The organism is Candidatus Poribacteria bacterium (assembly GCA_028820845.1).
Classification (GTDB): Bacteria; Poribacteria; WGA-4E; order WGA-4E; family WGA-3G; genus WGA-3G.
Genome location: JAPPII010000025.1, coordinates 1 through 21,451 on the forward strand (window position 1 = coordinate 1; position 21,451 = coordinate 21,451).

A 21,451-nucleotide genomic window follows, 5' to 3' on the forward strand; every position below is an offset into this window, starting at 1 on the left:
CCTGTGTATACCATTTTGCGTAGTCTTCACTACGGGGAACTATTTTATCAAACATATTTTTAACTATTGAATCTGGGCATTGCTCCACTACGTTTCGCAATGGTTTTCGGTTAGTTCTAACCGCTTTTTGGATATGAAGTGTTTAAGAACCTTACTCCACCTGCACCCAGCTGAAATTGATCAGAAACCTGCCCGAAATGAAGCGGAGGGCAGCCCAGGTGTTAATCGTTTAAAGAATCCGTTAGAGCAGCGATGCCGGGTAAGGCTTTTCCTTCTAAAAATTCTAAGGACGCGCCGCCACCTGTCGAGATGTGGGTCATACGATCTCCAACACCGGCTTGCTGTATCGCTGCGACGCAGTCACCGCCGCCGATAATACTCACTGCCTCCGAATCGGCAATCTGTTTTGCTACCGCAATTGTCCCCTGCGCGAACTTCTCGAATTCGTAAACACCTAAGGGACCGTTCCATACGACTGTTTTCGCCGCTGCAATCTGTTCACCGAATACAGAGACCGTTTCGGGACCGATGTCTAATCCTTGCCAGCCATCAGGGATGTCCTGTTTATCAATAATCTTAGATTCGGTTTCAGCGTCAAAGTTTTGTCCTACAACGTGATCTACCGGTAGTGAAACAGATTCTGAGAATGTTTCCCTTTCAACCAATGATTTTGCGACATCAAGTTTTTCAGTTTCAACAATTGAATTGCCTATACTGAGTCCCATCGCCGATAAGAATGTGTATGCCATGCCGCCGCCGATCAGCAGTTTATCAACTTTCCCAAGGAGATTCTCAATCAGTGTGATTTTATCCGATATTTTTGCGCCACCAAGAATAGCAACATAAGGACGTTTTGGATTTTCGAGGGTTGTGCTGAGGTAATAGATTTCGCGAGCCATTAAAAGACCCGCGGCGCATGGGTTCAGATAATGGGTCACGCCTTCCGTTGAAGCATGGGCGCGGTGCGCAGTGCCGAAAGCATCGTTGACGTAAACATCCGCCAGCGAACCGAGTGCCTCTGCAAATTTTGGATCGTTTTGGGTTTCTTCGGCATAGAAACGGACGTTTTCAAGAAGCAGGACTTCCCCGTTGTGCATTGAAGCGACAGCACTCTGGACGGATGCACCGATACAATCGTTAACATGGGCGACGCGCCTGCCGAGCTTCTGACTGAGCGCGATGGCGATCGGTTCGGTCGTGAACGTCTTTCGGTCAGCAATTGAACCCGGTTCAGGTCTACCTAAGTGTGTTATCAAAATGATTTTCGCATCGGTGTTGATAAGGGCAAGGAGGGTTGGCAGCGCGGCAGTGATACGGGTTTCATCTGTGATCTTGCCATCCTTCATCGGGACATTGAAGTCCACCCGTACGAGAACGCGTTTCCCTGTAACGTCTATGTCCTTTAGTTCGAGTTTTGCCACGTGTTTAATGCTCCGGAAGCCTAAATTTTCTATGTAGGGATATCCCTCGTGGGTATCCGATTGGGCAGGCACAAGACCTGCTCCTACAACGCTGAAATTTTACTTTTTATGCGGGATTCGCCGCCGCTACTGCGAGTTCTGCCGCTTCAGAAAGTCCATCTGCGAGTTGAACGTTCAAGTCCGATTCGGCGATAATCTGTTTTCCAAGTTCCACATTTGTGCCTTCCAACCGAATCACGAGTGGAACATTGAGTTCAACCTGTTTTGCTGCGTCAACGATACCGTTCGCGATTGTGTCACATTTCATGATGCCGCCGAAGATGTTGACAAGAACGGCTTTCACACTTTTGTCTGCGAGGATGAGCCGGAAAGCGTGGGCGACTGCCTCTACAGACGCGCCGCCGCCGACATCAAGAAAGTTTGCCGGTTCGCCGCCGTTCTGTTTAATGATGTCCATCGTCGCCATAGCCAGTCCCGCACCGTTCACCATACAGCCGATATCACCGTCAAGACGGATGTAACTCAAACCCGATTCACTTGCCTCTAATTCGCTTGGGTCTTCTTCGTGTGGATCACGCATTTCGGCTATATCAGGGTGTCGCCAAAGCGAGTTGTCATCGAGATTGACCTTTGAATCGAGAGCGACAATATCTAATTCATCGTTCGTTTTTACAATGGTTAACGGATTAATCTCTACAAGTGAGCAATCATACGCCGTAAAAGCATTGTAGAGGCTTGTGATGAGTTCCGTTGCTTTCGGGATAATAGAACGATAATCCGGGTGCGTAATCAGTTTATATGCGAATTCCCGCGCTTGAAACTCCGTGAGTCCGAAAGCCGGATGAATCTGTGCTCTAATAATTTTTTCAGGTATTTCTGCCGCAACTTCCTCAATATTGACACCGCCCTCTTCGCTACCGATTAAAGTGAGATGCGAGGTTTCCCGATCCAGAAGTATAGCGAGATAGAATTCTTTTTCTATTTCTCCAGCTTCAGCAATCAGCACTTTTCGGACGAGTTTGCCTTCGGGACCTGTTTGTGGTGTTACGAGTTGCATTCCAAGGATCGCTTCGGCATGCTGTTTTACTTCAGCCGGTGAATTGGCGAGTTTCACACCACCGCCTTTTCCGCGACCGCCAGCGTGGATTTGTGCTTTGATGACGTAGGTCGGACAATTGAGTTCTTGCGCGATGGCTTCCGCTTCCTCTGGTGTTTCAGCGACCTTGCCGGGCAGTATGTTAACACCGTAGGATTCTAAGATTTGTCTGGCTTGATATTCGTGAATGTTCATCTTTTTTCTTGTCTGCGATAAAATTCCTTTGGCATTTATAATTACTGGTATATTTGGTTCGTATGTATCCGAATTAAAGATATTAGGAATTATATCATACTTGGGCAGAAATTGCAAGTTTTTCAGAATGTGTAGGCGTCACTGCTAAGGCGTGTTTAGAGTCAATCTGAAGGACGTTCTTGAATCACAGGAATCACATAACTCCGAATTGTCAATCTATTGAGGGTTTCTGTCTCTGTGCGCGGTTCCGGAGCGTTGCGATGATCGAATACCACGTAATATCCCGCTGTGGCGTTCTCCAATTTGACGTACGCAGCAAGTTGTTTTTTGCCTGCCTGATAACGCGCAGTTCCGCCCCAGATTTTTGTTTCGACGATATGTTTTCGCTGGTTATGACGAATGAGAATGTCCATTCTACCCCGTCCAGTTTGTGCCTCAAGGTACATGGTGCCGCCCACAATTTGGACAAACTGTTCAAGATAGGCAAAGAGGAGACGCTGTCCGACATATTCCCGGGGCGTATCTGGCACTTGTAAAATTTTGAAGCCTACGCGTGCGATAAAATCACGGAAGTTATCAAGAAGTGCTGCCATTTGGATGTGTCCATTTGGTGTGAGATAATCCTGAAATCCTGCGCGAGTGTCTTCGGGTAAATATTCCTGTTCCAGTCCATTCACTATCGGTTTAAACGCTTGCATAATGCAATAGTGATAAATTGGATTGATAATCTCACACATACCGTCAGTCCCTTCAGCAATGATACCATAAGTTGCCAGTTCATTAATGAGTTCATTGTAAAGATTAAATTCTGTGCCTTCATCGTAAGAAACGATCTTCATGAGGAATGCCTCAAATCGCCGGTCTCTGCGGATATTCGTTATCAGGTGATCAATGTTAGTATGTCGTTCGCGCAGGAGCTGCTCGTGTGCTTTTGAAAAGTGTTCCATTGTAATCGGTTCGCTCTTCGGGATGTCCATCTCTTCAGTAAGAATTTGGGCGAATCGATTGACGAGTACGGGTTGTCCAGCCGTCTGTTTGTGAATCGCTTCTATGACTTTGGAAGCGAAGGGCTGTCCGACTTCTTGTGTGTATTGTGAAAGGAGTTCTTGCACCTGTGTGCGCGTGAAATTCGATAGTTTAAACTCGTCTTGTATATTGAAGGGTGAAATGGAGCGGTCGTAGTTGAGTTGTGTAATGCTTTTAACGCCGACGAGGCCAATGCTATGTGGGCATCGCGTCCTTCCAGAGAGATAGATATGGCGTAGCGAATGCAGAAACCCTCTGATAGCGTCTGGAGGGATACCATCAAACTCATCAATGATCATAATAACCCGCTGATTTTCCAACAAACCCCCAAAGTCTTCAAAAAACCTTCGCATTGAAATCGCTTCGGTTATTTGGGTATTTGCTAAAAAATAGTTGAGTTTATCGGTGGGATTCTCTTGGCGTTTTTGAAAGATGTTCTTAATTTGTTTACATATTTCTTCACAAAGAGATGGGTAAAAAGTGGGAGCGTCGCTGTCTGCGTACCCCTCAAAATTAAGTTGTATTGGGAAGTAGGTGTTATCTTCAGTTTCAAGTGCGTCAAGCGCGTTTCGGAAGAAAGTCGTCTTACCTGTCTGGCGCGGTGCGAACAAAACGACATATCTCCCCCTTTTTAGCCGATTCATAAAATCTGAGCGTTCATCTGTACGTGTGACGACGTAGTTATCCTCAGGATAGACAGGACCGCGCGTCTCAAACCATCTCATATTTCTGCTCTCCTTAATATAAGGCATTGAGGAGATTATAGCATATTGTGGTGTGGAAGTCTATAAGAAACAGTGTTGAAATATTTCGCAATTTGCCAGCAAAGGTTGCAATTGTGGTGCTTAACCAAGTAGTTCCTCCTTATAACACACCGGAGAAAATCGTAGAGAAAATAGGATTGTGAGTTAGTGATTCAGACAATTTTTAAAACAGATTTATCGTTTTCAAGATATTTAAGCAAGATCTGAACGGTTTCCTGAAAAACGGGATGCACAAGATTAGGGGCAATTTCTGCTAAGGGGACCAAGACGAAACGGCGGAGATGCATCTCTGGATGTGGCACAATAAGTTTCTCGGTCTGGAGACATAAATCTCCATAGATTAATATGTCCAAGTCGATTTCTCTCGGACCCCAGCGGATGCGGTGTTGTCTGCCGACAGCAGTTTCGATGTCTTTTAAAGTGTGTAGTAAGGAGAGAGGCGAGAGAGTGGTTTGGATCGCAGCAACACCGTTCAGGAATTCACCTTGTGCTTCATATCCTACCGGTGCTGTTTTGTAAATGGAGGAAATCTCTTGTAAAGTGATTCCCTCCGTTTTCGATAAGGCGTGAATGGCATTCTGGATATGTTTGAGCCGGTCGCCGATGTTGCTTCCGAAGCCAATGTAAGCTGCGTACATAGCGTCTCCGAAACATATCCAAGTAGATGAGAGTGCTAACCTGAGAATTTGCGGACAGCAATTGAAGTATTGTGCCCACCAAAACCGAACGCGTTGGAAAGCGCGACTTCTATCTTCGCGTCACGGCTTTCATTCGGGACGTAATCCAAGTCGCAGGCATCGTCTGGCATATCGTAGTTGATCGTCGGCGGCAGAAAGCCTTTTCCCATCGCACCTAAACAGGCGATGAGTTCCACAGCTCCAGCAGCACCGAGCAGATGCCCAATCATGGATTTGGTGGAACTGACAGGGATTTTATACGCATACTCACCGAAGAGCGTTTTTATGGCGTTTGTTTCAGCCACATCGCCGACCGGCGTAGAAGTGCCGTGGGCATTGATATAATCAACGGCATCTGACGACAATTTTGCATCCTTAAGTGCGAACTCCATCGCTTTCGTTGCCCCTTCACCGTTCTCAGGGGGGCTTACCATGTCGTGTGCGTCTGAAGTCATTCCATAGCCGATGATCTCTGCGTAGATATGCGCACCCCGTTTTTGGGCATGTGATAACGATTCGAGGATTAATATGCCGGCACCATCTCCCATCACGAAGCCGTCCCTGTCTTTGGTGAACGGGCGCGAGGCGCGTTCAGGTTCATGATTTCGCTCCGACATCGCTCGCATTGAGCAGAAACCCGCAAAAGCCAGAGGTGTAATCGCAGATTCCGTGCCACCCGTGAACATTACATCTGCCTCGCCGCGTTGAATGATGCGAAATGAATCCCCAATAGAGTGGTTGGCACTGGCGCATGCAGTAACAGATGTAGAATTAGGACCCTTGAGACTAAAGTGGATTGAGATCTGTCCTGCTGCCATGTTAATAATCATGTATGGGACAAGGAATGGGCTGACGCGTTTAACGCCCCGTTCAGCAAGGGTTTTTGCGTTGTCTTCGAGGACCCCAATGCCGCCGATGCCAGAACCGACTTGTACCCCAGCGCGGTACGGGTCAACGCTGTCGAGTTCCAAGCCAGCGTCTTCATGTGCCATGATTGAGGCAGCAAGCGCGTACTGGATAAACAGCGGGAACCGAGACGCAGCGCGACGATCCATATACTGTTCCGCTTGGAAGTTTTTTACCTCTCCAGCGATTTGGGTGCGATGCTCAGAGGCATCGAAATAGGTTAAAGGTCCGATTCCGTTTTTACCGCTGGCAAGCGCATCCCAATATTCTTCTTTCGTGTTGCCAATCGCATTGACAACGCCGATTCCTGTAATAACTACACGCTCCACGAGACCGATCCTTTTTTAATGAGGTTGCAAGCGCGCTCGGAACAGCAACCAAGCGCGCACTAAGGCGGGCTTATAGGGTCCTGCTATACGCCCATCAGTGATATATCTTAACTATACATGCTCGTCTAAGTAATTCAAGGCATCTTGAACAGTCTGAATTTTCTCAGCATCGCTGTCTGGAATTTCGATGTCGAATTCCTCTTCAAGCGCCATAACTAACTCAACAGTATCAAGTGAGTCAGCCCCAAGGTCTTCCATGAAAGAGGCATCTGGGGTCACATTACCTTCATCAACACCGAGTTGTTTCGCTATAATTTCAATGAGACGATCTTGATTCGTTGCCATAAGTGTTTCTCTAATCTCCTTTTTAGAGTTTACAGTTGTTAGTTGTCAGTTGAAAGAGGCTTTCGGTTAAACAACACACCTTTTGTGGCTGTTAACTGATAACTATTAACTGACAACTTTTGAATTACATCACCATACCCCCGTCAACTTGAAGTGTTTGACCGGTGATATAGCGTGCAGCGTCCGATGCCAGAAAACAGACAGCATCTGCTACGTCTTCTGGATGCCCAAATCCTCGTAACGGAATCAGTCCAAGCAGTTGTTTCTGATTCTGTTCCGATATTTGTGCTGTCATATCCGTCGTGATAAAGCCAGGGGCGATCGCGTTCACGGTAATACCGCGGGCACCAACTTCTTTAGCGGTAGCCTTTGTTAAACCGATAATGCCTGCCTTCGCAGCGGCGTAATTTGCTTGCCCGGCGTTTCCCGCTAAGCCAACTACCGATGAAATGTTAATAATCCGTCCACTTTTCTGACGTATCATAGGACGAAGCACCGCACGCGTGCAGTACATCGTGCCGGTCAGATTCGTCTGTAGAACGGCGTGCCAATCCTCATCTTTAAGGCGCATCAGCAGCGTATCACGAGTAATTCCGGCGTTGTTTACAAGGATATCGATTTGTGAGAATTGCGCAGCCGTTTCTTCAATCAGTGTTTCAACATCTGCCTTTTGGGAAATATCGGCAGCCATCGCGTGTACGCTGTGGCCTTTATCTTCGAGTGTATTAGCGACCTCTCCAACAGCGTCGGCAGAGCGTGAACATAAGACGACGTTGGCACCGGTTTCACAAAGCCTCTGTGCAATTGCAGCACCGATACCACGAGACGCGCCCGTTACAATCGCTGTTTTGCCACTCAATAAGTTTTCCCTAAAAGCACTCCGTTCCGTTGTTACATCCATTACTGTTGTTTACCACTTCCATATTCATCTGTCACGAGAGACAGCGTCTTGAGGTCTTCAATATTCATAGCACTGCTTTCGGGAAGCGTGCGCTTTACCAAACCCGACAAAACCTTTCCAGGACCTACTTCGACAAAATGCGTAATACCTGTATTCGTGATAGTGTGTAATGTTTTTTCCCATTGGACAGATTGTGTTATCTGCTGAAATAAGAGACGTTTAATATCATTTGCATCTGTGACGAACTCACCCGTTACATTCATCGCAATGTCGATTTGAGGTGGATGGAGCAGCACTGAATCGAGTACAGATTTGAACTTCTGTTGTGCTGGTGCCATCAGTGCGGAATGAAACGCTCCGCTGACCGGTAGTGGACGACATCGCCTTGCACCTATTTCAGCTTTAGCAAGAGAGACGACATGATTAACCGCTTCGACCTGTCCAGATATAATGAGTTGACCGGGACAGTTGTAATTGGCGATGTTTACAATCCCCTCGGTTGTCTCACAAAGTTTTTGGAGCCGTTCTGTTTCCATTCCAAGGATTGCTGCCATTGTGCCTTGCTGTATTTCACCCGCTTCCGCCATGAAACTCGCGCGTGCGTGAACGAGACGCAATGCGTCTGAGAAGTCAAGTACGCCCGCTGCTACAAGCGCGGAATACTCACCCAAACTATGTCCAGCGACAGCGTTTGGAGTAATGTTGTGTGCCTTTAGGACCCGCAACGCTGCGACGCTACACGTCAGGATTGCGAGTTGTGTATTTTCAGTCTGCTTTAAATCTTCCGCTGGTCCTTCAAAACAGAGTTTCCGCAATCCACGCCCAAGCGTTACATCGGCTTCTTCAAAAACAGCATCAGCGACTGGGTAATTTTCTGCCAGTTCTGCTCCCATACCGACCTGCTGTGAACCTTGTCCTGGGAAAATAAACGCCAGTTGTGTCATTTTTGTCTGATGTCAATACCTGCGTTCAGTTCTCGGCTACAATTGTAGAAGCGTGCTTCCCCATGTTAAGCCTGCCCCGAAGGTCACAAGCAGCAGCAAATCGCCCGGTTTCGCTCTACCTTCACGAAGTGCCTCATCTAAAGCGATGATGACTGTCGCTGCAGAAGTATTACCGTATTTGTCAACGTTAATATAGACCTTTTCTCGCGGGACCCCGAGCCTATCGCCGACTGCCTCAATGATGCGCAAGTTTGCTTGATGCGGTATTAACAGATCGATTTCTTCAATACTGACGTTTGCCTCGCGTAATACGCGTTGCGCGGCTTCCGGCATAAGGCGGACACCTAATTTGAAGACTTCTCGTCCATTCATTTGAATCTTGTCTAATTTCTGATCAATCGCTTCCTGTGTGACCGGCATTCGGGAACCACCAGCAGGGATACCGAGTAGGTTGATGTCGGCGTAATCACCATCAGATCCGATATAGGACGCGAGGATCCCTTTTGGTTCATCTGTGGCTTGAACAACGGCGGCACCTGCGCCATCTCCAAAGAGAACGCATGTCCCCCTATCGTTCCAGTCAACAATTTTATTAAAAATCTCGCCACCAACAACAAGAATTGTGTCGTATTGTCCCGATCTAATCAGGCCATCTGCGAGGTCCAGTCCATAAAGGAAACCGGCGCATGCAGCGGAAATATCCATCGCAGCGGCGTTTTTTGCACCGATACCTTTCTGAAGGTAACACGCTGTTGAGGGAAAAAATGTATCCGGCGTAACAGTCGCGACAAGGATCATCTGAATGTCAAGCGGATTGATATTGGCATTTTTAATAGCCCACCGGGCAGCATGGACGCAGAGGTCTGAAGTCGCAACATTGTCTTCAGCAATACGCCGTTCCCGAATACCCGTACGTTGACGAATCCATTCATCGCTGGTATCGACCAATTTTTCGAGGTCGAAATTAGTGATAACCCGCTCAGGGAGGTAAGAGCCTGTCCCCGTAATTGTTGCATGTCGAAGTTGCGTCATTATATCTCTCTTTTATGGCTACCAGCATACGTCATCTATGCCTCATCGGCAGATTTGAGTACAGGTCGTCCGTTGTAGTACCCGCATTCAGTGCAGACACGGTGGGATATCATCGTTTCCCCACAGTATGAACAAACACTTGTCGCTTTATCATAGAGTGCGTTATGGCTTCTCCGCATTCTTTTTTTCGATTTTGAGGTTCTCCGTTTTGGGTGCGCCATGGAATTGTCTCCTTTAGTCTTAGGTCTGAAAGGTCACGGTTCAGATCACTTCTATTTACGTTTGCTATGATTTCATCTGTCTTCCAGTATTTTTGAGAGGACTGGCGTTAGAAAGGACGCTTTCGAGCTGCGCTCTCAGGGGGTTAGAATCCCTCACCGGTGCCTCATTTTCGATCTCGCAAGAACATGTACCAGCATTAAGTTCTGATCCGCACTGTGGACAGAGGCCTTCACATGTTTCGGAACAGAGGGGCCACATCGGTATTTCAAGAAGCAGTGCCTGCCGAGCATCTTCAGAAATGTCTAAAGTCTCCCCGTCGTAATATCGCGTATCTGCGTCATCTTCGTCCGAAGCTTCAGTATTGAAAGAGAAAAATAAGTTTAGCGTAGTCGCTACGTCAATTTCAAAAGGTTTAACACACCGTCGACATTCTACCGAGAGTGTCGAGGTGATGTCCGCTGTCACCCAGATATTGTCGTCGCCTTGGCGGGATAAAGCAATTGTGCATAATAATGGGCTAACAAATTCGGCTTCCTCATAAATCAGATCGAGGGTCTCGTGTGGCACAAGTGCTTCGTATTTCTTGGAGTCCTCGTGTCGAAGGTCTTTCACGTCGAACACTAAGGTATCTCTTATGCCTTCCTTCATATTCAATTTTCACCTCAAGTATCTGTTGAGAGAAGTTGTAGGAATACTTTGCCTTTATAAGTATAACGACAAAGATGGCTACTACACTTAATAATTTGTTAATTTGTGAATACGACACACCTCAAAAATCGACTTCTTCTTCAATCCTGATGAGTTGCGCGTCCTCTTTCACCTCTTCGAGCGTATAAATTTCTGCCAGTGCTGCTTTCATATTCTTTTCCCGTGCCGTGTGTGTTAGCATAACAAGGGACACCGTCTCCATGCCGTGTGGGTCCTTCTGAATGACAGAGGCGATGCTAATGTGCCAGTTTCCGAGGATCGTGCCGATTTTCGCGAGAACCCCGGGTCGATCAGCAACAACGAACCGGATATAATAACGTGTTTCTATATCGTCGATGGAACAAATATCAACTTCCGCTTGTGCACCGGCAAGCCATGCTTGCGAAATCGGCGTACTCACGCCTTGTTGTGCGGATTTTGCTGCATCGATGATGTCAGCGACGACCGCACTTGCCGTTGGCATTTCGCCTGCGCCTTGCCCATAAAACAGTGTTGGACCGACGGCGTCGCCGATAACACAAACTGCGTTGAATGCACCACCAACGTTCGCTAGCAAACTCCGCTCCGGTACAAGTGTCGGATGCACGCGCGCCTCCACACGATTTCCATCCGTCAGTTTCGCGATAGCAAGCAATTTGATAACGTAACCCAATTCCCGCGCATATTGGATCTCTTTCTGGGTGACATTTGTGATACCTTCGACGTGGAGTTGTGGCAGTGAAATGCTGCTCCGGTAGGCAAGAGCGATGAGAAGGATGAGTTTCTGGGCGGCATCAATACCTTCAACGTCAAGTGTCGGATCGGCTTCAGCGTAACCCATGTCTTGTGCAGCTTTTAGCACATCCGAAAAGTCGACTGTACGCTCGTGCATTTCAGTTAAAATGTAGTTACACGTGCCGTTTACAATGCCGTATAGAGAGTGGATCTGGTTACCTGCGAAACTTTCCTGCAGCGTTTTGATGATCGGGATACCACCTGCAGCACTTGCCTCAAAATTAAGGCTCACCTGATGTTCGGAGGCAAGTTGGAACAGTTCGCCACCATGTTCCGCTAAAAGTGCTTTGTTTGCCGTAACAACATGTTTGCCATTTTGGATGGCACGCCTAATGAGACTGTGTGCTTCTGTAACGCCACCGATAAGTTCGACAACGATGTCAATATCTGGATTGTCAGTGACTTCTGCTGGATTGGTTGTCAGGCAGTCTACGGGAAGTTCAACGCCCTCACGCGTCGCAGGAAGCGTCCGCTTCACTATTTTTTTTAGGTGTAGTTCCGTACCACTATTTTTGGCAATAAGAGCATGCTGATTCATCAAAATCTTGGAAACGCCGGTTCCGACGGTTCCCCACCCTAAAATGCCAACATTGATGCACGACTTATCCACTACTGCAACTCCCTCTTTTACGTACGTTTACTGCGCAAGCGACGGGCAAGGCATCCCCCCTGCCCGACTTGCAAATCGATATGACATATCAAAATCGGGGCGACTGGATTCGAACCAGCGACCTCTTGAACCCCATTCAAGCGCGCTTCCGGGCTGCGCCACGCCCCGTTAACAGAAATAGGTCCTGCTCGCCTTTAATTGTATCATAACGAAGCGAGAATGTCAAATAAAAGATAAGTTCAGGGTAACCTGAATAAACATTTAGGTTCGTAGTAGGGCAATTTATTGCCCGTTGGGAAACACGAACGCACAATGAACGCGCTACTACAAACACAAATTAATTATAGGTAGCAGCGATGCATCTATGCGAACCCCATCTCTTTGAGATTATTAAGGCTGATGCCTAAACTCTCAAATGGATCCCGTTCATAACAAGTATCTTGCTCAATAATATACCACTCAACACCTGCGTAAACACAAGCATCTAAGATAGCGGACCAATTAAGGTTGCCTTCGCCGACTTCAGCAAAGCGTTGTGTCGAGCCTTGCATTGCCATATCCTTAAGATGAATGATGTCGGCGCGCCCTTTTAAGTCTCTTATCCACGCTGCGGGATCGCCGCCGCCGTGCTGAATCCAGTATGTATCGAGTTCGCTTTTGAAATAGCTCGGATCGCTTTCAGCGTACAAGATTTCTAAACCCGTGCGGCCGTTGAAACGTTCCAACTCGAAACTGTGGTTGTGATACGAAAAGGTGATACCGCCTTCAGCAAGACGTGCTGCGACTTCGGATGCCTCTTTTGCGAATCTCGCATAGCCTTCGGCTGTCCGGTATTCGCCGGGCAGGCCGCCGATCGCCGCATGCTTACAGTCCCATAATTGATGTTCGTCAATAACGGATTGCGGTTCATCGCGCATGCGTCCGTAATCGGTATGTGTCGCAATGATGCTTAGACCTTCACCATCAACAATGTTTTTCAGAGCGGCGGGCGAAACCGGACCGAGTGCGGAGCATTGCACCGCTTCGTATCCGAGCTCCCGGACTTTTTTCATCGTTTCAGCGATGTCAGCCTCAGTTTTGGTAAATTCTCTAACTGTGTAAAGTTGCGCTGCGATTTGCTGCGCAGAAAGCGTGTTTTGTGTTGCCATGTCTACTCCTTCTGTGTGGCATGTGCTATTTGTCGGTTGATAGTATATCAGAAAAAGGTGGGGTGTTCAAGTTAATTCAGGACGGACAGGGTGTGTAAATATTTTGGCAACGAGTTGTCAGAATGCACGTCGCATGAATCAGAATCAACGGTATGAATGCCTTAATAGCATGAACCGAGGCGAGTACGCCGCAAATCAGGATTTACAGGATTCAAAGATTGACGGGATCATAAGGAGGTGAATATGGATTAACGAAACGGTATATCTTAATCAATTAACAGAACGGCATATCTTAATCAATTTTCGTTAAAAATGTTACACTAAATGTTACACCTGTGTACCATTTAGTGTGTTGCCTGTAACGTTAGATAAACCAGTCACTGTAAGGGTTCGTTGCTGTTTAATTTCCGATTTTCTCTTGTGTGAAAAAAAGCAATTTTGCGAAAAGTGTAACATTTTTTATTTCTGTGGGTTGTTGGCTATTAACAGTTAGTAAAAAACTTCTGTAGTCGGCTGAAAAGGTTTGTGTCGGTTTCCGCGCCAGTCTTTTGTCGTTTGATACAATATTCCCCTCTTTGAAAAGTCGTATGATATATTATACTATCTTTGCTAACTGATGTCAAGTTAAAATAGATTGTGAGTTTTGGGTTGTGGATTATAAGTTAAACTTGACTTTTCTGGCACCATCAGATATTATATTTTTTAACGTAGGGGCGAGGTTCCCTCGCCCGTCTTGGAGCTCTCATCCCATGCCTACCATCCCCAATTGCGTAAGGAAATGATATGTCAGAAACAACACAAACCTATTTCGCCTTAGGAACTGAAATGGCACGGGCAGATCGCTGCCGAACACGAGGAGTTGTATCAGATTATCCAGGCATCTGAAACTGTCCATGATAAGTCCATGAAGATATACCTGACGGCGATGGCGGTGCGGTTGTTTGAGATGCATCGTATTCTTAAGCCAACAGGGAGCATATATCTACACTGTGATCCAACTGCCAGTCATTATCTGAAAGCCGTAATGGACTCGCTGTTCGGAAGTGATAACTTTCGGAATGAGGTGATTTGGAAGCGGACATCGACGAAATCGTTGGCGAAACGCTACGCCATAAACACCGACCGAATCCTTTACTATATCAAGTCGAATGGGGCAACTTGGAATCAACAATATGCTCCCTATGACGATGCATATATAAAGAAGACTTTTCGAGGTCGGGACAAACATGGTAGATACGGAACAGTTGATTTATCGGGTGGAAAAGCAGGCAGCAGAAAAGCTTATATGCCATTGAAAGGCATTGAACCGCCTCCCGGCCGGGCATGGGCACCACCTACTCGCAACAAATTTCCTGTTTCTGCACAGGCACTGTTGCCAGATAATTATGAAGCTCTCGACCAACTAACAAAATGTGAAGTTCTTGATGATGCCGGACTGCTGCACTGGCCCAAAGGTAAAATAGGCAGACCGCGGTGGAAGAAGTATTTATCTGCGATGCCGGGTGTTGTAGCAGGTGACCTGGTTCTTGATACGCCACCTGTAAAGGGGAAAGAAGACACTGGCTATCCGACGCAGAAGCCCCTCGCCCTCTTAGAACGCATCATCAAAGCGTCATCAAACGAAGGGGATGTTGTTCTCGACCCGTTCTGTGGATGTGCTACTGCGTGTGTCGCAGCAGAGCGTTTACATCGGAAATGGGTTGGCATAGACATATCACCTGATGCAGAGGACATCACGGGGGTACGTCTTATGGAGGAAGTTGACAAATCAGCGAACCTATTCAATCCACTAACAGACATCATTGTTCGGAATGACGCACCCAAGCGGACGGACAACGTTGAGGAGATAGCTGTTCAGATGCGTTTACCCAAATACCAAACGCACAAACCGGAATTATTTGGCAGACAACAAGGTAAATGCAACGGATGCCAATATCCGTTCCATTACCGAAACTTGACGGTAGACCATATTGTTCCCAAGAGCAAAAACGGCACTGACCGTATAGAGAACCTACAACTGCTTTGTGCGTCGTGCAATTCGACAAAAGGAATAGGCACACAAGCAGAACTGACTTCACGATTGAAAGAACAGGGCGTGCTGAGATACCAAGCCTAAAACGACTTATTGTGAAAGTTAAAAATTCAAGTCTGAGACTGATACAAAATCACACCACTGAAAAAACAACATCCTCAACGCTCCAAACGGCTGGTTTGAAAATCCTCGCGATCTTGTTGCGGCGATCGAGCGGATTGTTTATGTGAGCGTGGAATCGGCACGGATTATTGAGGGGCTGCCGTCTGGGTTGACTTTCTAAGCCCCAGCGGGGCGAAAGGTGCATAGAACTATGGCAGATACCTATACCCAAATTTACATGCATATTGTCTTTGCTGTCAAAGGAAGACAATCCCTCATTCCAAAACAGCACAAAGAAGCCTTACACCAATACATTACCCGCATTATTACCAACAAAAAGCAAACAGTCATTCGGATTAATTCCATGCCCGATCATATCCATATTCTTGTCGGTATGACACCCGATATGGCACTCTCTGATTTAGTGAGGGACATCAAGGCAAATTCATCAAAATTCATTAACAAAAAGAGATGGATTCTCGGAAAATTCCAGTGGCAAACGGGCTTTGGCGCGTTCTCATATTCTCACTCACAGTTAGATACTGTCGTCCGTTATATTAAAAACCAGGAGGCACATCATTCACGTCAGACGTTTAGAGAGGAATATCTCGCGTTTCTGAAACGGTTTGATGTCCCCTATAATCCGAAATACGTTTTTGATACGGATGAGACCTCTGACGCATGATACACCTTTCGCCCCGCTGGGGCTTAGATCCGTCTGCGTGTCGCGATGCTATACACCTTTCGCCCCGCTGGGGCTTTGGTAGACAGGCATCATCAGTAACCCTAACGGTTGATTTGCGGAGCCCGGCGATCTCGTTGCGGTGATTGAGCGGATTGTTTATATGAGCGTGGAGTCTGCGCAAACACAAGCACCTCTTTCAGTCTTCCTATTTTTCCACCCTCACTCAATTTCTACGATCTGAATATTGTTTCCGCAAGTATCATTGAAAATAGCAAAAATTGTTATTCCTATATCAGTAGGTTCCACACTGAATTCGACACCAAGGTTGATTAATCGCTCATATTCTTCTTGAACGTTTTCCACACTGAATTGGGTATAGGGAAGTCCTGCATCAAATAAAGCTTTTTGATACGTTTTGGCGGGTCCAAAATGATTACCAGATAATGGTTCCAACAAAAGTTCAGTCCCGTCTTGTTCTTCTTTTGATACGACTGTAAGCCATCTGTCACCATTTTCTAAGGGAATGTCCCTTTTCTTAACAAATCCCAATTTTTCAGTATAAAATTTTAACGCACTTTCCGGATCTTGAACAAAAATGCTGGTTACCCTAATTTTGATACTCCCACGTCTAAAGTCGTGGGATTCTTGCTTCGTCATTTCGTGACTCCCGCAAGTGGAGGACTTACAGAAACTCCACAAGCGTTTTATGTCTCGGTGTATCCCACCGCGACGTGTTTTAGATTTATTGCTGCGTTGACATCTCTATCTATGGACGTTCCGCAATGGCTACACTGATATTCTCTGTCCGAAAGCGTTAAGTCATCTTTCTTATGCCCGCAGTGACTGCACGTCTTGGAACTTGCGAAAAACCTATCCGCTTGGACAATCGGAATGCTAAGACTTTCGGCTTTGGTTTTTAGTTTCTCAAGGAAACCGCCAAGTGCAGCGTCTGATAAGGCTTTGGCAAGTTTCCGGTTCTTGAGTAAATTGGTAACCTGCAGCGTTTCTATACTGATACGACTGGCACGCTTAACAATCTCTGTCGTTGCCTTGTGGTGTGCGTCCTTGCGGATACAAGCGATACGATAATGGATACGCTCCACAATCCGTTTCTGCTTATACCAGTTTTCAGACAAAAACACCTTTCGGCTTAACTTGCGTTGCTCTCTTTTGAGTTTTCGCTCGTAACGTTTGAGTGCTTTCGGGTTCTGGTATTTCGTGCCATCATCAAGGGTTGCCAATGTGTTGATACCTACGTCTATTCCGATTGTTGGGTGGGTTGACATATCAACCTTTAAAGGTGTTCCAACTTCTACAGATACAGAGGCAAACCAACGGTGTGCTGTTCTTGATATAGTGACAGATACGATCTGGTTTCCGACAAAGCGCAACTGCTCAAAAGTGCGGATCCAACCGATTTTCGGCAACTTGATACGCTTCCCTTCCATGCGGACGGCTTGCTCATCTGTTGTGTAGGAATGCTTGCACCCTCGCTTTTTGAACTTGGGAAACTTCGCACGCTTTGCCTTCCAATTCTCTATTGCACGACCGAGGTTGTGAACGGCGTACATCGCAGCACGCTGATCTTGTGCCTTCGTCCAGTCAAACGCTTTCTTTTTCTCATTAAAACGTTTATTTAGGTCATACATAGACAACTTGGTATCAACCTTAAAATCAGATAATGCAGAATTGTAGGCAAACTTCGCATAACCGCATTGCTGGTAAAACCACGCAATCTGATCGCTGTTCGGGCGTAAGGCTATTTTATGGGTCTTTATCATTGGCTTACCAGCTACCAGCCATTAACCCCTTTCCAGTGGGTAGGCAGGCACGTTGCCTTGCGACAACGCTGGAAATGTCTGCCAACTGGTAATACTCATCATACCACAAAATACACCTTTTTGTCAAATGTTTTTTGTTACCAACGCACGAGACACGGGGGTTGGACCCCGGGGAATGCCATAAGGCATTCATACCGTTGATTCGCTAAAGCATTGGGATTGTTAAGTGTTATCATTCAAGTTTCACTGTTGGTAAGGTTCTAAAATTTTAGAACGGACTTGGCGGTAAATGGTATTGATCCAAATAAGGTAGTGGAATCATCAATAAAACTCAGGTAAGTAAGTCCACTCCTAAACATACAAGTTACAGAAGGTCCCATAATCCCGCAAATCTATCAATCCCATAAATCCCAGTTCAGACAATAAACACCGTAGATGTCAACACTGCGTCTTCCGCGTCCTCTGTGTCATCCGCGATTCAGACAGCCAACGACTTATAACCTATAACTACTAAACTTTAAACAAGATCGCCCAGCAAACCCAATTTTTCCTTCTTCACTTGTAGAGAAATTTAACGCAAAAATCAACTTGCAATTTAGCGTCCTATGTGATAGACTATTCTAACCAGTTGTGGGTGGCATTGCTACGAACAGCATACGCTGTTTCTGCCACCCTCCCACCGTAGCAGGGGGATAAAACAAACTGGCACTGGAGCACCTCATGAAAACCATACTCACCCTCTCGATACTCTTTTCTACTATTGCTTGGTTTCCCGCTCTTGGTGAATTGACTGACGCGGACCTCAATCAGATACGTTTGATTATCCGCGAAGAAGTCAAGACAGAGATAAAAGCAGAAATCACAGCATCCGAAGCCCGCATGAAAGAATACATTGACTTGAAAATCGCTAATGTGGAAAGTCAAATCAAGGCAAACACTCGCGAAATCGGTGCGGTTCGGAGCCAAATTAACGTCTTTATAGGCATCCCTTTACTCATCATAACGCTACTTTTCGCGTGGCGCGCTTTGAGGGACCGGGCAAATGACAAACAAATACAGGCACTCATTGCTGAAAATAAGGACTTAAAACGCCAGCAGACCCTAACCTCATGAAAGGAGCCTCCGAAACGCCCGCTCACCAACCGCATCGAAAAAAATCAATATTTCCCTTGACTTTCCCATTTATATATGCTATACTTAAAATAATTATTTTCAGATAGGTAGAAAATCAACAATCAGGAGATTGAAAATGTTACACTTTTGGCATTTTTTTTTATAACGGACACGAATAAAAAATCGTCCATAAACCCTTACAGTGACTGGGTTTGTCCAACGTCACACACTTACACAAAATGTTACACCAGTGTAACATTTTTAACGAAAATTACTTAAAACATACTATTAAGTTAAAATAATACTCGCGCCTGTATGTTCACGGAAAATGCGCTTACCTGCAAATCCTGATTCTGACAAACACCGAGTTAAAAATTGATTTGCATCTAAAAAACGGGTTTGGTAAACTGTATGGTATGTTTAACTCTTTTTTCTTCGGTGGTAAAAGTCGAGGGCCCTTTCGATTTTTGCGCCTCCTACTCCATTTCCCAAATTTCATCAGGTTAACCTGGCGGTTGTTTGGTGATGCGCGTGTGCCTATCTACCGCAAGGCAATTCTCATCCTTGCCGAGTTGCTGGCGGTTGCCTTTGCTGTGGCATACTTGGTGAATCCGCTCGATTTCGATTTCATACCTGTCTTTGGGCGTGTTGACGATCTGGTCGTTGGTGCTTTTGTAATTCTTGTGCCGGGGGCATGGTTATTTATTCGGATGTGCCCTGATGAGGTTGTCCAAGATCATGTGGAGCGTATTTCGCGCGGTGAGTAACAAATACCGTCTTAACAAAAATATTTTTCTGGGACACACCCCATTTTTTTCAAACTTTTTTGGAACTTTATTTTCTAATAGGTGTGTCTTTAGAACGAAAATACAAACTTAAAAAAGGTTTTGGTCACCTGTCAGAATCAGAACCGACACCAAGTTACACAGGAGGTTACATCATGTTCAGGCTCAGAAGCACATTGCGTAACCCTATACGGGTCTTATTGATTTTAGCAGCATGCATCGTCGTAGCGGGGATTGTTATCGACCGTGATGCCGATGAGTTCACGCTGCAGACTGCCGTTGGGCAGACGAATGACACACTTCAAACATCAGAAGATTTTCTGCACTTAGAACGCGCAAATCGAGCATTCATTGATTTAGTGGCGCGGACGCGTCCTGCTGTGGTGAGAGTTACAACTAAAACAGAGCGAAATACAGATGGTTTGTCACAGCGGCGGCAGATGTCCCCAGAGGAAGAGGAACAGTTTAGACGCTTCTTTGATGAGGATTCTCCCTTCAGATTCTTCTTTAGAGAACCTACTCCGCGCGATCTGAATCCGAATCCAGAACCCGCTACGGGGATTGGGTCCGGCGTTATTATCAGTGAAGATGGCTATATTCTCACGAATAACCACGTCATTGAAGGTGCCGATGAAATTACGGTTACCCTGTCAAATGAACGGAAATATAAAGCGCAATTAATCGGACGAGATGCGGGTGGAACACAAGTTGGCGGGACGGATTTGGCGGTTCTGAAAATCGAGGCTGAAGGACTCTCCAAACTTCCGTTTGGTGATTCGGATGCACTTGAGGTGGGTGAGTGGGTCGTCGCCATTGGGAATCCACTTAACTTCTCGCAAACCGTGACGCGTGGCATCGTGAGCGCGAAAAGTCGGACTGGATTTAGTAATATTAAATACGGAGATTTTATTCAAACGGATGCGCCGATTAACCGCGGAAACAGCGGGGGCGCCCTGATTAACATTCGTGGTGAGTTAGTTGGTATTAATACCATCATTGCCACCGGTGGTTTTTCTATGGGGAATATCGGTCTCGGCTTTGCGATTCCGAGTAAGATTGCACAGCAGGTCTTGCCGCAGCTTATCGAAAAAGGCAAAGTAGAACGAGCTTGGCTGGGTATCAGCATGCGATCCGTCAATTCAGATTTGGCAGAGAAACTCAACTTTGAGACACCCCGCGGTGCCCATGTCCGCGCAGTTGGAAAAGACAGTCCCGCTGAAAGAGCTGGTGTCCAACGCGGCGATGTTATCCTTGAATTTGATGGCGAAACGATCCGAGACTCGTCTCACCTGATGCATCTTGTTGGCGCATCGGAAGTCGGTGAATCTGTTGGGATGGTCGTCCTCCGAAGGGGTAGTGAAGAGAAACGCTTAACTGTCACATTAGAAAAACGGACAGAGGAAGTCCTCGCAAAACTCAGCGGGGAACCAGATGAGGAACAGCAAGAAGCCTTCGCAGGCCTCACTGTCGAAAACCTAACTTCGGCAATTGCTGAGCGTTATGGATATGCTGCAAATGAGACTGGCGTGGTCGTCACAGATGTCGCTAAAGGTAGTGACGCTGAGAAAAAGCGTATCAGACCCGGGTATCTCATTCAAGAGATGGAATGGAGACCTATCGCTAACCTTGAGGCGTATTCCCAACTTGTTGAGAAACTGAAGGCAGAGAATAAAGAGAAGATCCTCCTCTTTGTTAAATCGCCCGATGGACGCGATGGCGGCTATGTTACGCTGGAAGTTTCGACATCTGATCGGTAATTAGCACGATAAGCACTGGTTTGATCGTCTGACTGTGAATGTGAAGGGTGTGTAAATATTTTGTCATCAGGTATTGAGTGATATATGTGTTGAAAGTA

General features: G+C 46.4%; 20 protein-coding genes and 1 tRNA gene. 5 read left to right on the forward strand and 16 right to left on the reverse strand.

What is annotated here, in order from left to right:
* Positions 1–221: 221 nt before the first annotated feature.
* The 14 genes from OXN25_06320 to OXN25_06385 form a co-directional block, all read right to left on the reverse strand.
* Positions 222–1,421, reverse strand: a complete 1,200-nt coding sequence (locus OXN25_06320; GenBank protein MDE0424463.1) for a phosphoglycerate kinase — start codon at positions 1,419–1,421, stop codon at positions 222–224.
* 106 nt (positions 1,422–1,527) lie between these two features.
* Positions 1,528–2,712, reverse strand: a complete 1,185-nt coding sequence (gene sucC / locus OXN25_06325; GenBank protein MDE0424464.1) for an ADP-forming succinate--CoA ligase subunit beta — start codon at positions 2,710–2,712, stop codon at positions 1,528–1,530.
* A gap of 161 nt (positions 2,713–2,873) precedes the next feature.
* Complete coding sequence (locus OXN25_06330; protein ID MDE0424465.1) at positions 2,874–4,463, reverse strand: AAA-like domain-containing protein; 1,590 nt, start codon at positions 4,461–4,463, stop codon at positions 2,874–2,876.
* A gap of 191 nt (positions 4,464–4,654) precedes the next feature.
* Complete coding sequence (folK, locus tag OXN25_06335) at positions 4,655–5,140, reverse strand: 2-amino-4-hydroxy-6-hydroxymethyldihydropteridine diphosphokinase (GenBank protein MDE0424466.1); 486 nt, start codon at positions 5,138–5,140, stop codon at positions 4,655–4,657.
* 35 nt (positions 5,141–5,175) lie between these two features.
* On the reverse strand, positions 5,176–6,414 hold the full coding sequence (fabF, locus tag OXN25_06340; protein MDE0424467.1) for a beta-ketoacyl-ACP synthase II: 1,239 nt from the start codon (positions 6,412–6,414) through the stop codon (positions 5,176–5,178).
* A 111-nt stretch (positions 6,415–6,525) separates the two neighbouring features.
* Positions 6,526–6,759, reverse strand: a complete 234-nt coding sequence (gene acpP / locus OXN25_06345) for an acyl carrier protein (protein ID MDE0424468.1) — start codon at positions 6,757–6,759, stop codon at positions 6,526–6,528.
* Positions 6,760–6,883: 124 nt separating this feature from the next.
* Entirely contained in the window at positions 6,884–7,660 is a 777-nt protein-coding gene (gene fabG, locus OXN25_06350; protein ID MDE0424469.1) for a 3-oxoacyl-ACP reductase FabG, read from the reverse strand.
* Positions 7,660–8,604, reverse strand: a complete 945-nt coding sequence (gene fabD, locus OXN25_06355; GenBank protein MDE0424470.1) for an ACP S-malonyltransferase — start codon at positions 8,602–8,604, stop codon at positions 7,660–7,662. Before fabD ends, fabG begins: the two co-directional genes overlap by 1 nt.
* A gap of 36 nt (positions 8,605–8,640) precedes the next feature.
* A complete protein-coding gene (locus tag OXN25_06360; GenBank protein MDE0424471.1) occupies positions 8,641–9,636 on the reverse strand; it encodes a ketoacyl-ACP synthase III in 996 nt (331 codons plus the stop codon).
* A 35-nt stretch (positions 9,637–9,671) separates the two neighbouring features.
* Complete coding sequence (gene rpmF / locus OXN25_06365; GenBank protein ID MDE0424472.1) at positions 9,672–9,857, reverse strand: 50S ribosomal protein L32; 186 nt, start codon at positions 9,855–9,857, stop codon at positions 9,672–9,674.
* Between the two features lie 64 nt (positions 9,858–9,921).
* On the reverse strand, positions 9,922–10,506 hold the full coding sequence (locus OXN25_06370; GenBank protein ID MDE0424473.1) for a DUF177 domain-containing protein: 585 nt from the start codon (positions 10,504–10,506) through the stop codon (positions 9,922–9,924).
* Positions 10,507–10,627: 121 nt separating this feature from the next.
* Positions 10,628–11,950, reverse strand: a complete 1,323-nt coding sequence (locus OXN25_06375) for a homoserine dehydrogenase (protein ID MDE0424474.1) — start codon at positions 11,948–11,950, stop codon at positions 10,628–10,630.
* Positions 11,951–12,044: 94 nt separating this feature from the next.
* A tRNA-Pro gene (locus tag OXN25_06380) sits at positions 12,045–12,118 on the reverse strand.
* A gap of 194 nt (positions 12,119–12,312) precedes the next feature.
* Positions 12,313–13,098, reverse strand: coding sequence for a sugar phosphate isomerase/epimerase (locus OXN25_06385; GenBank protein ID MDE0424475.1), 786 nt, complete (start codon positions 13,096–13,098; stop codon positions 12,313–12,315).
* A 904-nt stretch (positions 13,099–14,002) separates the two neighbouring features.
* On the opposite strand from OXN25_06385, the gene OXN25_06390 reads away from it, so the two are divergent.
* Entirely contained in the window at positions 14,003–15,214 is a 1,212-nt protein-coding gene (locus OXN25_06390; protein MDE0424476.1) for a DNA methyltransferase, read from the forward strand.
* A 229-nt stretch (positions 15,215–15,443) separates the two neighbouring features.
* The gene (tnpA, locus tag OXN25_06395; protein ID MDE0424477.1) at positions 15,444–15,917 is read left to right on the forward strand and encodes an IS200/IS605 family transposase; all 474 of its coding nucleotides are present in this window, start codon (positions 15,444–15,446) and stop codon (positions 15,915–15,917) included.
* Positions 15,918–16,136: 219 nt separating this feature from the next.
* Here the strand turns inward: tnpA and OXN25_06400 are convergent, their stop codons facing one another.
* Positions 16,137–16,535, reverse strand: coding sequence for a VOC family protein (locus OXN25_06400; GenBank protein MDE0424478.1), 399 nt, complete (start codon positions 16,533–16,535; stop codon positions 16,137–16,139).
* A gap of 86 nt (positions 16,536–16,621) precedes the next feature.
* On the reverse strand, positions 16,622–17,698 hold the full coding sequence (locus tag OXN25_06405) for an RNA-guided endonuclease TnpB family protein (GenBank protein MDE0424479.1): 1,077 nt from the start codon (positions 17,696–17,698) through the stop codon (positions 16,622–16,624).
* Positions 17,699–18,418: 720 nt separating this feature from the next.
* Here OXN25_06405 and OXN25_06410 point away from each other — a divergent pair.
* The 3 genes from OXN25_06410 to OXN25_06420 all read left to right on the forward strand — a co-directional run bounded on the left by OXN25_06410 (position 18,419) and on the right by OXN25_06420 (position 21,353).
* Positions 18,419–18,811, forward strand: coding sequence for a hypothetical protein (locus OXN25_06410; GenBank protein MDE0424480.1), 393 nt, complete (start codon positions 18,419–18,421; stop codon positions 18,809–18,811).
* A 416-nt stretch (positions 18,812–19,227) separates the two neighbouring features.
* Positions 19,228–19,578 (forward strand): DUF1232 domain-containing protein, encoded by a 351-nt coding sequence (locus OXN25_06415; protein MDE0424481.1) that lies wholly within the window; start codon positions 19,228–19,230, stop codon positions 19,576–19,578.
* A 173-nt stretch (positions 19,579–19,751) separates the two neighbouring features.
* Positions 19,752–21,353, forward strand: coding sequence for a Do family serine endopeptidase (locus OXN25_06420; GenBank protein ID MDE0424482.1), 1,602 nt, complete (start codon positions 19,752–19,754; stop codon positions 21,351–21,353).
* Positions 21,354–21,451 lie beyond the last annotated feature (98 nt).